Raw genomic sequence first — 13,194 nt, 5'->3', positions numbered from 1 at the left:
GGGAAGGGGGTTAGGGGGTTAGGTTTTTCCTGGCTTTTCCACATAACGTGAAAAGTCAGACGCTGTAAGGGCAATTCATGAATTGCCCCTACCAGAAAATCACTCTTTTCGGCTATTGTTTGCGTAAGTCCTGATATCAATACTCAAAAAAACTCAGATGCTTGTAGATAGTGGTGTTCTAGCTATTTTTAGCACAGCTACAGTTGTTGTTCATGTCGTGGGAGTTGCACATGCAGCCCATGCAGTGATGAATGTGCGTTCTTCCCAAGGGGCAATTGCCTGGAGCATTTCTCTAATTACCTTCCCCTGGCTAGCGATTCCGTTGTATTGGATTTTAGGAAGAACTAAATTTCATGGATATGCTGAAACACTGCGCTCAGTCTATGCACAACACTACAAGCTTGTTCATCAGACTTATAGTGAAGTTATTAAATTTCAGGTTACGCCACCAGATAAACTAGCCAAGTTGCAACTATTAGCGGAGGCTTTAACAGAAATTTCTTTCACATCAGGTAATGCTGCCGAATTACTGATTGATGGTCAGCAAACCTATGAAGCGATGCTGAAAAAGATTGCATCGGCGACAAATTATATTTTGTTGCAATCATATACTGTTAACGATGACCAAGCAGGTAATAAGTTTAAAGAAGCGTTGATTGCTAAAGCCAAGGAAGGAATAAACATCTACTTTCTCTACGATGAAATTGGTTCAAAGAAACTATCTCGTTCTTATATCGAGTCACTAAAACAGTATGGAATTGCAGTGAGTGCATTTAACACCACCAAAGGACAGGGTAATCGGTTCCAATTTAATTTTCGCAATCATCGGAAAATTCTGGTGGTGGATGGAGAAATAGCATTTGTAGGTGGACTGAATATTGGTGACGAATATTTAGGAAAAAATCCTCGCTTGAGTCCCTGGCGCGACACGCACATGATGCTTCAAGGCCCAACAGTACAAAGTTTACAAAACTCCTTTGTGCGAGATTGGTATTGGGCGACTCGAAAACTTATCGAAGTTAATTGGCAGGTAAAAATTAATCGGGAAACTAATCAAACTGCATTTATTCTTCCTACAGGCCCAGCAGATTCGCTACCAGCTTGTAAGCTTTTTTTCGTACAACTAATTAATCAAGCTCAAACTCACCTCTGGATTGCTAGTCCATACTTTGTACCGGATGAGGCAACATTGTCAGCCTTAAAACTGGCAGCAATGCGAGGTGTAGATGTGCGAATTATCTTACCAAATCGACCCGATCACTTATTTGTTTATTTATGTTCCTTTTCTTACTACACCGAAATGGAAACAATCGGTATCAGGTTGTATCGTTACAAAAATGGGTTTATGCACCAGAAAATTATAGTCGTTGATGAGAATATAGCAGGGGTAGGAACTGTTAACTTAGATAATCGCTCTTTTTCCCTAAACTTTGAAGTTATGGGTTTTGTTACCGATCCTCGGTTTGTCCAAAGTGTGAAAAAGATGTTAGAGGATGATTTAGCTGTCTGTGTTGCTGTTGATCTTGATGAGTACGATAAAAAACCTTTTTGGTTCAAGTTAGCTGTGAGAGTCTCTCGATTGCTGACTCCTTTACTTTAATCACTAATACAGGACTTACGCAACTGTCACAATTGCGTAATACCATTTCTTTGTGAGGCTGCGCCAAACCCTTTTAACTTCTTTCTTTCTTTGTGTCCTTTGCGACGGCAGTCGCTACAACGGGGGGAACCCCCGCAACGCGCTGCCTCTCCTTTGCGGTTCGTTTTTCTTTCTTGTACTTAAATATGGTTTAGCGCATCTTCATACAGAATTGGTACTGAGAGCATCTCACTTTCGTAGAAAGCCTAAACCTCACCCCAGCCCTCTCCTTAGTAAGGAGAGGGAGCATGAATCTTCGTGTAGTGTATTTGCTTTCACTGAGATGCTCCCATTGGTACTTAAAGAAGTCCTGCTGATTCATATAATCGTTTGAGCATTGCTGAAATTTTCGTACCATAATCCAAATCTGCTGACCATCGCCCTGATAGCTGATCAATTAATGTTGCAATCCCGCGTGTGACAAAGCGAAACCTGGGATCTACTACTTCTTGTACCAAAGGTTCTAAACTGGCGTAAGCTTTCAAATGTTGGACGTGCGCCCTCACTCCAATTCTGGCACTTGGAAAAGATGCAGCCTCCGAACCTCCACCGATCGCACCTAAGCCAGCAAAGTTATTTTGCTCAGGTTTAATATCACCACCAAACCGTAAAAATCCAGTTTCTACACACATTTGGCAAAAGGCAATATCATAGTTTACTCCCTCTATACCTGCTTCTTCTCGATAAAGTTTTGGAATGTCAGGAAACTTTACCAAAGCATTTTCATTATTGTTTTTAATAAATAATTGTAACTGTACTTCTGAAGTATTCCCGTTCGACATCACCCGGTCAAATTGACCAGGGCAAACCGTCAAATTCGAGCGCAAGCTGACAGTACGATTTGCAGCATCCCAACTAACTGCAACCTTAAAATCTCGCAGTTCGATCGCTTTGACATAAACTACTTTGTGATAGGTAATCCGATTGACATTAGCTGCTTTTGAAAGGTCAATTCGTAGAAGGTCTACTAAATCAATGGGAATGTAAGCATTACCATTAACTAAAACCCCTTGCTCTGTGTAACTTTGTCCATTAATATTAATGTTAATTGGCGGATAATTTGCTTCTGCCGGAGTTCCAGGAGTGGGGTCAATCACCCGACTCCAAGTTACTAGTCCATCGACAATTCCCAAAGCAAAATCGCGGCGACGAGTTTGCAGCAAAGCCCGATCCTCTGGATTGCTGAGAAACCCCACTTGCATCACCAAAGCTGGAAGCGTTGTCTGGCGACAGAATGCTAAACTACCTAATCCACTATCTGTATCTGGCTTGACTCCCCGGTTCGGTAATTGGGCTACGCGACGCAACAACCCCATTAGCAACTGTTCAGCATTACTTTTGCGATCGCTATTATTAGCAATGTAGAAGACGCTAGCCCCACGCACAGAAGGACTGTTAGCCGCATCAGATTCAATTTCTAGGGCGATATCACCGCGACGCCCACGGGAATTGATCCAGGCGATAGTTTGGGCGGCACTCAAGTCATCAGGAACCGCCAAAATTTCCAAATTTCGCGCTCTTAGTTCCGTGACAATCAAATCCCGCAGCAGAATCATTTCTTTAGCTTCAGTTGTACCACCTGCGATCGCACCTGCATCGATTCCTCTAGTTTCTTTGCCTCCATGAGCCGCCGATATAAAAATACGTCCCATTTTCAGTATTTCCTCTGATACAATTAAGCGTAAGCAATTCTATATATCATTCTTGCTCTAGCAACAAGAATATAATAGCGATCAGAAGTCTTTTGTCATTTGTCCTTTGGTATTTCTCCAAAGTTCATGACCAATGACCAATGACCAATGACTAATGACAAAGCCATGCAAATCCCCCGCTTGCACCCAGACACAATTGAAGAAGTTAAACTACGGGCTGATATTGTAGATGTCGTCTCGGAATACGTAGTTTTACGCAAACGTGGCAAGGATTTTGTCGGTTTGTGCCCCTTCCATGATGAAAAATCTCCTAGCTTCACCGTCAGCCAAACCAAGCAAATGTACTATTGCTTCGGCTGTTTAGCTGCGGGAAATGCCATTAAGTTTGTCATGGAGTTGGGAAAGCGTTCTTTTCCTGACGTGGTGCTAGATTTAGCACGGCGTTACCAAGTACCTGTACAAACTCTCGAACCCGAACAACGCCAAGAATTACAGCGTCAGATATCTTTGCGTGAACAGTTGTATGAAGTTCTGGCTTCGTCAGCACAGTTTTACCAACACGCCCTGAGACAATCTCAAGGGCAAAAAGCACTTCAATATTTGCAATCTAACCGGAAACTTAAAGAAGAAACTATACAGCAATTTGGTTTAGGTTATGCCCCCGCAGGTTGGGAAACTCTCCATCGCTATCTAGTGGAAGATAAACATTACCCAGCGCAAATAGTGGAAAAAGCGGGATTGATTAAGCCACGCAAGGAAGGAGGCGGTTATTATGATGTATTCCGCGATCGCTTAATGATTCCCATCCGTGATGTCCAAGGGCGCGTCATCGCCTTTGGTGGTAGAACTCTGACTGATGAGCAGCCTAAATATTTGAATTCACCGGAAACCGAACTTTTTAGTAAAGGTAAAACATTATTTGCCCTTGATCAAGCTAAAGGTGGGATTTCCCAAGTTGATCAAGCGGTGGTGGTAGAGGGATATTTTGATGCGATCGCTCTCCATGCCGTTGGTATTAATAACGCCGTCGCCTCTCTCGGTACTGCCTTAAGCTTAGAACAAGTGCGGCTAATATTACGCTACACCGAATCGAAACAATTAGTACTCAACTTTGATGCTGATAAAGCCGGAACCAATGCCACCGAAAGAGCGATCGGTGAAATTGCCGAATTAGCATATAAGGGAGAAGTTCAATTAAAGATTCTCAATCTACCCAAGGGCAAAGATGCTGATGAATTTCTGAACACGCATAATCCAGAAGAGTATCAAGCTCTAGCAGCTCCAAATGAAAGGCTGTCCACCCTAAAAAAATCTCGATATCGTATAGATGAATTATCTCCTTCTGAGCGGAAAGAACTTTTGGAAACCGCTCCACTTTGGTTAGACTGGCAGATTCAGCAAATTATTAAAGACCGCGACTTAAAACAGGCTACTGATTTTCAACAAGTAACTCAGCAATTAGTCAAATTACTTAAAAATATAGTTAACAGCGATACACGCAACTATTACGTTTCCTACTGTGCAGAAATACTCAGCTTGGGAGATACCAGACTTATACCCCTACGAGTCGAAAATCTGTTAACTCAAATTGCTCCCCCTGCGGCTACATACTCTAAGCCTGTATCAGCGAAGAAAGCATGGGGAGGTAGCAAAGTTTCAGACTCCCCACTTCCCACAGAACGAAATCTTTTAGAAAACGCAGAGGCTTTATTACTGCGAATTTACTTGCATTGTCCAGAACAGCGTCAAGCGATTATTGACGAATTAGAGGAGCGAGATTTGCAATTTAGCCTTTCCCACCACCGATTTTTATGGCAACAGATTTTAGAAACAGCCGTAGAACAGCTAGATTTAATATCAACTTTGGAAAACAGATACCTAGAATCGTCTGAAGAATTGGGATTAGTGTCGCATCTGTTCCATCTAAACGAGAAATGGAACAAAGAAATACTTCGGACTCCACAAGTGGTTCAAGCTGCGATCGCTTGCATGGATTTGGTAATGCTTGAAAAACGCTATCGTCACTTTTTGGAACTATGGCAAAAAACTGATCCAGAAGCTGAACCAGAGCGGTATCAATCTTATTATCAGGCTTTCTACGCTGAAAAAATCAAGCTTCAGAAAATAGACCGACAACGATTATTTTCGATCACCGAGTTGTTGTAGTTTCGGACTCACGCCCCAATACGGTTCGGTTAAGCCAAGAGACGCGATAAATCGCCGTCTCTACAGAGAACCGATTATTGTAAAGACGGCGATTTATCGCGTCTTTGCGATCTAGGGCGTGGTAATCCCTAAGAACAAAGATCAGCGATCGCCTTTAGCAGAACGGCGCGATCTGGACGAACGATCGCTAGACTGATCGCTATTGGTGGCAGGTGGCGCTACCTTACGTTTAGTCGATATCTGTGGTGATGCAATAGAACGAGCCGGACGCTTGTCACCTCCAGCCTTGGTTCTTTCTTGGCGTCCATTTGGGATTGGTTCTGCCTTAATGTCGGGGTTGGGGCTAAAGCCAGCGACCACTTCTTTCGGCAAGCGCTGCTGGATCAGTTTTTCTATATCTGTTAATAGATGCTGTTCATCAACGCACACCAGCGATACAGCTTCACCGGACGCGCCAGCGCGACCAGTGCGACCAATGCGATGAACATAATCCTCTGGTACATTGGGTAGATCGAAGTTGACCACATGGGGCAGTTCGCTGATGTCAAGACCCCTAGCAGCAATATCCGTTGCCACCAATACTTGTAAGCTGCCATTCTTGAACTTTGTCAAAGCGTTAGTCCGCGCTGGCTGGCTCTTATTACCGTGGATTGCCAGTGCTTGAATCCGGTCTTCGCCCAACTGCTTAACCAATCGGTCAGCGCCGTACTTAGTGCGAGTGAATACTAGCACTTGATACCAACTATCTCGCCGAATTAGGTGAGCAAGTAATTGGCGTTTCTTGTCACGGTCTACCTGATAAACTTTCTGGGCGATCGTGTCGGCGGTAACGTTGCGGCGTGCTACCTCAATCATCGTCGGGTGATTCAGCAATCCAGCAGCCAATGCCTTAATTTTGTCCGAAAAAGTAGCGAAGAATAGCAAATTTTGTCGCTGTTTGGGGAGAAGCGAGAGGATGCGACGAATATCATTAATAAAGCCCATGTCCAGCATCCGATCTGCTTCATCCAGCACCAAAACCTCAATTTGTGACAGGTTCACTGTACCCTGGTGTACGTGGTCTAGCAGTCGCCCTGGAGTTGCAACCAAGATATCCACTCGGCCTTTCAAACGCTGTTTTTGCAGATGAATACTGACTCCGCCAAATATCACCATCGAGTTGAGCTTCAAATACTTGCCGTACTCGCGCACGCTTTCTTCCACCTGTGCAGCGAGTTCACGAGTCGGGGTGAGAATCAGCGCCCGAATCGGCGGGTATCCATTAGAAGTACCTTTGCTCTTGTCAGACGACAACCGATGCAGAAGCGGTAGGGTAAAACTAGCGGTCTTTCCAGTGCCAGTTTGTGCGCCAGCTAGCAAATCCTTACCCGACAAGACGGCAGGAATCGCCTGCATTTGAATTGGCGTGGGTTCCGTGTACCCTCGCTCAGTAACGGCACGAATAATTTCATTGGACAAGCCGAGAGTAGAAAAAGACATAAAACTCCAAAAATAATATCGGCCTGTCGCCAATGAAGGCGTTAGTCTTAGGCGGACGGATAAAAAATCATTGAAAGGCTGGATAGGCAGTAGCGCCAAGACTGAGAGCGTGTGCCGCAGTTCTGCATTCTAACAGATTGCAATCCATTGTGTCGTTAAAGTTGCTCTGATTCAGTGTTGTGTTAAATTAGCAATAGCATTACTTGCTTGCAAAGTAAAGTGTTGAACAATTAGGAGAAATTCATTATCGCAATCCAAAAGCAACTGATTAATTCGCAAATCAAGTCACCTCATGTGTTCTTGATTGACCATGAGAATAATAATCGTGGTCTGATCGATACCAATGAGGCGCTACAGCTAGCCGAAAGCTTAGAGCTTGACTTAGTTGTAGTCTCCGAAGGCAAAGACGCTCCAATTGCCAAGATTCTTAACTATGGCAAGCTTCAGTATCAAAAGAAAAAACGTCAGAGCCAGAGTGCTAGACCCACGGTAAAAGAAGTTCGGTTCGGGCTAAACGTGGGTGTGGCTGATTACAATTTACGCATTGAGAAAGCCGTTCAGTGGTTGAGTAAAGGCGATTCGGTGAAGTTTGCCATTCGTTTACGAGGCCGAGAACATCAATATCGTGACCAAGCGGGAGACTTGCTAGACCGGATTGCAAACGATCTCAGTCAAGTAGGTAAAATCCAGTCGCTGGATAAACGCTCACTAATTGTTCAAGTTATTCCTGCCTAGTTAATCTGGCGATCGCTGGAGGATGTATTTGACCAAATAATTACTAATTCATAATTCATAATTAAACACACTGTACAGCAGCCCAGACTAAATCAAAAATTTAGTGGCCAACAATACAGTGGAGAGTAGCGAGCTACCACTGATTATAATTATTAATTATCAATTATGAATTATTTTGACCTTCCCACCGAACAAGCGCCGGGATATAACCAATTAATCGGCGCAATTAGTGATTAGGTGTGTCAAGGCATTAATCAGGCGATCGCTTTCCATTGGTATAATATCCTTCCCATGCATCACGTCTTGAGTCACATGAAAATTAACTAATGTGCCTAAAAGAATCCTCGCTGTTGCCTCTGGGTCACTAATATTCAGTTCCGGGTGAGCAGCCAAGTATTGAGTGATCGTTTCTAGCATTGGTTTAATCATCGCCCGAACACAAATCTGAGTTAATTCTGGAAAACGACCAGATTCCCCAATTAGTACTCGCCAAAATGCACAGTGTTCCTGGTCGTTATTCATCTGTTCTAATAATTTGGTTCCGAATTGGCGCAGTACGATTTTTGGTTCTCCCTCCATAGGTTCCATGCCAAAGAGAGAGTTAAACTTCTGATGTGCCAAGTTCTCGATCAGTACTTTAAAAAGTCCTTCTTTATCTTGAAAGTGGCTGTAGACTGTCGCTTTAGAAACACCAGCTGCTACTGCTACCCGATCCATACTTGTACCAGCATAGCCATTTTGCATGAACTCCTGCATTGCCCCTTGCAGAATTTGCTCCACTTTATCAACGGAATTATCTCGATCTACTTCGTCAGTTTTAATCCGTACCATTTATTAATTATCCTCTCTTATAAATAATTTTAATCAGTTAATTGGCATTTAACTTAGACGGGAGTGGGGAGTGGGGAGTAGGGAGTGGGGGAGATGAGGGAGATGAGGGGGAATTCTTGAACAAGTTTCTTCCTTGTCTCTTCCCAATGCCCAATGCCCAATAGACATCTGGTGAAATTAAATATGCGTTACCCAGAATCCTTGTAGAGACGTAGCAGTGCTACGTCTCTACATTCATTTTCACTCCTATGTCTAATGCCCAATGCCCAATTTTACTTTTTGCTCTTGACTAAACTACTCCGTTTAGTTTAGCATATATTGAACTGAACAGTTTAGTATAAGTTGCGAATGGGAAAAGGTGGACACTATGGTGCAGAACTGGAAATTAGAGGATTTAAAGTTTTCCCAAAATCTTTGGCGATCGCCTACTACATTAGCAATAATTGCATCTATTGCAATAGGTGGAGCTAGTGTTTATACGGTGCTAAAGTTTCAGGCTACTGCTAATGAAAAGCAAGCAGCGCCAGTAGTTGTTCAACCGGTGGTAAAAACAGTCACAGCATTGGGACGCTTAGAACCAAATGGAGAAGTCATAAAATTGTCTGCAACTTCTTCGACTGAGGGAAGTCTGCTTCAGAAACTATTGGTGAAAGAAGGCGATCGCGTCAAAGCTGGACAGGTAATTGCAATTATGGACAGCCGCGATCGCTTGCAAGCAAGTTTGGTTGAAGCCCAAAAACAAGTTCAAGTTGCCAAATCCAGCCTTGACAAGGTAAAAGCGGGAGCAAAACAGGGAGAAATTGGAGCCAAGCAAGCTGCTGTATATCGTCTGCAAGTCGAACTAGAGGGAAATATCAAAACTCAACAAGCCACAATTGATCGCCTAGAAGCGGAATTGCAAGGACAACAACAGAGTTTACAAGCAACGGTGGCTCGCGTCGCAGCCCAAAAGCGGAACGCTCAAGTAGATGTGCAACGCTATGACGCTTTATACAAAGAAGGGGCAATTTCCAGTCAGGAAGCCGATCAAAAACGCTTGAGTGCAGAAACTTCTACTCAAGAGGTAATCGAAAACCAAGCCAACAAAACCAGAACTGTCGCTACTTTAGAACAGCAGATTAAAGAAGCCAAAGCGAACCGCAACCAAACCCTCGCTAGTTTACAACAGCAGATTAACGAAGCCAAAGCTACTCTCAACCAAACGGCTGAAGTCCGTCCTACAGATGTTGCCAACGCCCAAGCACAGGTAGATAGCGCTCAAGCTACTGTGCAAAAAATGCAAGCGCAACTGGATCAAGCATACGTCCGCGCTCCCGAAGCAGGGCAAATTATGAAGATTAATACACGAGCTGGAGAAACCGTTTCTAATGACGGGATTGTAGAATTAGGTCGAACCGATCAGATGTATGCGATCGCAGAAGTTTATCAAAGTGATGTTAACAAAGTGCGATCGGGGCAACGGGTCAAGATAATCAGCGATTCCCTCCCCGGAGAATTACAGGGAACCGTCGATTGGCTGGGAATGCAGGTGCAGCGACAAAATCTGATCAACAGTGACCCCTCCAGCAATATTGACAGCAGAGTAGTGGAAGTTCATGTGCGACTAAATCAGGCTTCCAGCGCCAAAGCTGCCAACTTTACCAATCTACAAGTAAAGGCGGTGATTGAACTATGATTGGATTTATTCAACAACTGCGGCAGCGAACCCCTCTGGGATGGCTGCAACTGAGTCATGAAAAAAGCCGTCTGTTTGTGGCATTGGGAGGCATTGCTTTCGCTGATGTTCTCATGTTTATGCAGCTAGGATTTCAGACCGCCTTGTTTGAAAGTAATACTAAACTGCACAACAGTATACAGGCTGACATTTTCGTAGTTAGTCCTCAAGCCCGTAACCTGTTAAATGCATCCACCTTTACGCGGCGGCGACTGTATCAGGCAATGGATGTACAGGGGGTGAAGTCAGCAGAAGCAATGTATATCAACATTGTTGATTGGAAGAATCCCCAAACCCAGCAAAAGACATCTGTATTAGTTATTGGGATTAATCCTGAAAAGCAACCGTTTAATTTGGCGGATGTGAACAGCCAGATAGATCGGGTGAAGCTACCAGATACCGTCCTGTTCGATCGCGCCTCTAGAGGAGATTATAAAGAAGCGATCGCTCAAGTTGCACAAGGGAAACCTGTGACGACTGAAATTGACCGCCGGACGATTACCATTAGCGGCTTATTTTCAATCGGGGCTTCATTTGCGGCTGATGGGAATCTGATTACCAGCGACCAGAATTTCTTGCGGCTATTTCCGAAGCGAGAAGCCAGCAGTGTCAGTTTAGGTTTGGTTCAACTAGAACCAGGCTATGACTTAAAACAGGTGAAAGCAGCTTTAGAATCTCATTTAGATCATGATGTTAAAGTGTTGACTAAAGCAGAATTTATCGAATTTGAAACAGATTATTGGAAAAAAAATACGGCGATTGGGTTTATTTTTAGCTTGGGTGTCGGAATGGGCTTTCTGGTGGGCGTGATTATCGTCTATCAAGTTCTTTCTACAGATGTGAATTCCCATATCAAAGAATACGCCACTTTCAAAGCAATGGGGTATAACAATCTCTACTTATTAGGTGTGGTGTTTGAAGAGGCGATAATTTTGGCAATCTTGGGCTTTATCCCCGGAGCGATCGCACCTTTAGGACTTTATCATTTAACTCGTAATGCCACCAATTTACCAGTTTACATGACCCTAGCACGAGCCTTGACAGTATTAACGCTGACTATGATTATGTGCATAATTTCTGGTGCGATCGCCACTCGCAAATTACAGTCCGCCGATCCCGCAGATATGTTTTAAAAATTGTCATTTGTCATTGGTCACTGGTCATTTGCAAAGGACAAATGACAAAGGACAAATGACGGTCATCACGAGTAATCGAGCTATTTATGACTAGTCAACCTGTAATCTCTGTTAAAAATCTTGACCATTACTTTGGTCATGGTCAACTTCGTAAGCAAGTTCTCTTTGATATCAACCTGGATATTAACGCCGGGGAAATTATTATTATGACTGGGCCTTCTGGTTCTGGTAAAACTACACTTCTCACCTTATCAGGCGGCTTGCGTTCTGCCCAATCTGGCAGTTTGCAGATATTGGGACAAGAACTGTGTGGCGCTAACACCGCAAAACTTACCCAAGCGCGACGCAATAACGGTTATATTTTCCAAGCGCACAACTTGCACGGTAGCCTGACAGTACTCCAGAACGTCAGAATGGGTTTGGAAGTGCATAATAATATTTCGCCGGCAGAAATGAAAACCCGGTCAGCCCAAATGTTAGAGGAAGTAGGATTAGGGAATCGCCTGAATTATTATCCTGATGATTTATCTGGGGGACAAAAACAAAGAGTTGCGATCGCTCGTGCTTTAGTTGGTCATCCTAAAATTGTCTTAGCGGATGAACCCACCGCCGCCCTCGACAGTAAATCTGGCCGAGATGTGGTTAACCTGATGCAAAAACTAGCTAAAGAACAACATTCTACCATTCTCTTGGTTACTCATGACAATCGCATTCTCGATATTGCCGATCGCATCGTCTATATGGAAGATGGCAAATTAATAAATGACCGCGCTGTTGTTGCAGCTAGTTAGGAGATTTCAATTAAAATGGTCAGCGTATCTTGCTTGATCCAAGCGATCGCTTTATGGCCATTACAAAACGGCGGCTGCCGACATTTTTACAGTTTGGCAAAACTTCCAATCTTTCCCAAAAACTCATGCTCATCGGGTTAGCCATTACCCTATTTTTCATCTTCCTGGCATTCTTCGCTCCCGTATTCCAGGCTTGGGGATGGCTGCAAAACCCGAAAGATTTTCTCTCTAATCCAATTCACGAGCCACCCTCAGCTAAACATTGGTATGGTACTAGTCGCCTGGGTTATGATGTGTTCTCCCGGACATTGTTCGGCGCTCAAGCTGCTTTGCTGGTGGTGATTTTGGCAACATCGCTGAGTATGATTATCGGTGTGCCTTTGGGGATGCTGAGTGGTTATCTCGGCGGTAAATTGGATAAAGTGTTGCTGTTTATTATGGATAGCATCTACACCCTACCGGGGCTACTGCTGTCTGTGACGCTGGCGTTTGTAGTGGGGCGGGGGATATTAAATGCCGCGATCGCAATTAGCATTGCTTACATCCCCCAATATTATCGCGTTGTTCGCAACCACACCGTGAGCGTGAAAACTGAAGTGTTCATCGAAGCGGCTCAAGCAATGGGCGCTTCTACTTGGGTTGTGCTTTCTCGTTATCTGTTTTTCAACGTCATTCAAAGCGTACCCGTCCTATTCACACTCAACGCGGCTGATGCGATTTTGGTGTTGGGCGGTTTGGGCTTTTTGGGGCTAGGACTTCCCGAAGAAGTGCCAGAATGGGGACATGATCTAAAACAAGCCTTAGAAGCTCTACCTACTGGCATTTGGTGGACTACGCTTTTCCCTGGTTTAACGATGACATTTATGGTAGTAGGGTTATCACTACTTGGTGAGGGGTTAAATGAATTTGTCAATCCCCGATTACGGAGAGAAAATAGAATCCGAAAGTAGTCAATTGTCATTGGTCATTGGTCATTGGTCATTGGTCATTGGTCATTGGTCATTGGTCATTGGTCATTGGTCATTGGTCATTGGTCATTGGTCATTGGTCA

10 protein-coding genes are annotated in these 13,194 nt (G+C 44.0%); 7 read left to right on the top strand and 3 right to left on the bottom strand.

Annotation, left to right across the window (positions count from 1 at the left end; translation table 11 throughout):
- The first annotated feature begins 157 nt into the window (after positions 1–157).
- On the top strand, positions 158–1,600 hold the full coding sequence (cls, locus tag V7K27_RS02340; protein ID WP_334943913.1) for a cardiolipin synthase: 1,443 nt from the start codon (positions 158–160) through the stop codon (positions 1,598–1,600).
- Positions 1,601–1,938: 338 nt separating this feature from the next.
- Here cls and tftA read toward each other — a convergent pair whose 3' ends face one another.
- On the bottom strand, positions 1,939–3,291 hold the full coding sequence (gene tftA / locus V7K27_RS02335) for a hormogonium tapered terminus morphoprotein TftA (protein WP_334943911.1): 1,353 nt from the start codon (positions 3,289–3,291) through the stop codon (positions 1,939–1,941).
- 165 nt (positions 3,292–3,456) lie between these two features.
- Here tftA and dnaG point away from each other — a divergent pair, with 165 nt between their 5' ends.
- Positions 3,457–5,457 carry a DNA primase gene (gene dnaG / locus V7K27_RS02330; RefSeq protein ID WP_334943968.1) on the top strand — a complete coding sequence of 667 codons (2,001 nt, stop codon included), beginning with the start codon at positions 3,457–3,459 and terminating at the stop codon, positions 5,455–5,457.
- A gap of 141 nt (positions 5,458–5,598) precedes the next feature.
- Here dnaG and V7K27_RS02325 read toward each other — a convergent pair whose 3' ends face one another.
- The gene (locus V7K27_RS02325) at positions 5,599–6,936 is read right to left on the bottom strand and encodes a DEAD/DEAH box helicase (RefSeq protein WP_334943909.1); all 1,338 of its coding nucleotides are present in this window, start codon (positions 6,934–6,936) and stop codon (positions 5,599–5,601) included.
- 243 nt (positions 6,937–7,179) lie between these two features.
- On the opposite strand from V7K27_RS02325, the gene infC reads away from it, so the two are divergent.
- Positions 7,180–7,671 carry a translation initiation factor IF-3 gene (gene infC / locus V7K27_RS02320; protein WP_334943966.1) on the top strand — a complete coding sequence of 164 codons (492 nt, stop codon included), beginning with the start codon at positions 7,180–7,182 and terminating at the stop codon, positions 7,669–7,671.
- Positions 7,672–7,884: 213 nt separating this feature from the next.
- On the opposite strand, the gene V7K27_RS02315 is transcribed toward infC, so the two are convergent.
- Positions 7,885–8,502, bottom strand: coding sequence for a TetR/AcrR family transcriptional regulator (locus V7K27_RS02315; protein ID WP_334943907.1), 618 nt, complete (start codon positions 8,500–8,502; stop codon positions 7,885–7,887).
- 367 nt (positions 8,503–8,869) lie between these two features.
- Here V7K27_RS02315 and V7K27_RS02310 point away from each other — a divergent pair, with 367 nt between their 5' ends.
- The 4 genes from V7K27_RS02310 to V7K27_RS02295 all read left to right on the top strand — a co-directional run bounded on the left by V7K27_RS02310 (position 8,870) and on the right by V7K27_RS02295 (position 13,093).
- Positions 8,870–10,177, top strand: coding sequence for an ABC exporter membrane fusion protein (locus V7K27_RS02310; RefSeq protein WP_334943905.1), 1,308 nt, complete (start codon positions 8,870–8,872; stop codon positions 10,175–10,177).
- Positions 10,174–11,349 (top strand): ABC transporter permease DevC, encoded by a 1,176-nt coding sequence (gene devC, locus V7K27_RS02305; protein WP_334943904.1) that lies wholly within the window; start codon positions 10,174–10,176, stop codon positions 11,347–11,349. Before V7K27_RS02310 ends, devC begins: the two co-directional genes overlap by 4 nt.
- A gap of 89 nt (positions 11,350–11,438) precedes the next feature.
- Positions 11,439–12,143: a DevA family ABC transporter ATP-binding protein gene (locus V7K27_RS02300; protein WP_334943901.1), complete on the top strand. Its 705-nt coding sequence runs from the start codon at positions 11,439–11,441 to the stop codon at positions 12,141–12,143.
- 53 nt (positions 12,144–12,196) lie between these two features.
- Positions 12,197–13,093, top strand: a complete 897-nt coding sequence (locus tag V7K27_RS02295) for an ABC transporter permease (RefSeq protein ID WP_334943964.1) — start codon at positions 12,197–12,199, stop codon at positions 13,091–13,093.
- Positions 13,094–13,194: the final 101 nt, after the last annotated feature.

The organism is Nostoc sp., assembly GCF_036919575.1.
Classification (GTDB): domain Bacteria; phylum Cyanobacteriota; class Cyanobacteriia; order Cyanobacteriales; family Nostocaceae; genus Nostoc.
This window is presented reverse-complemented; position numbering and strand designations above follow the sequence as displayed.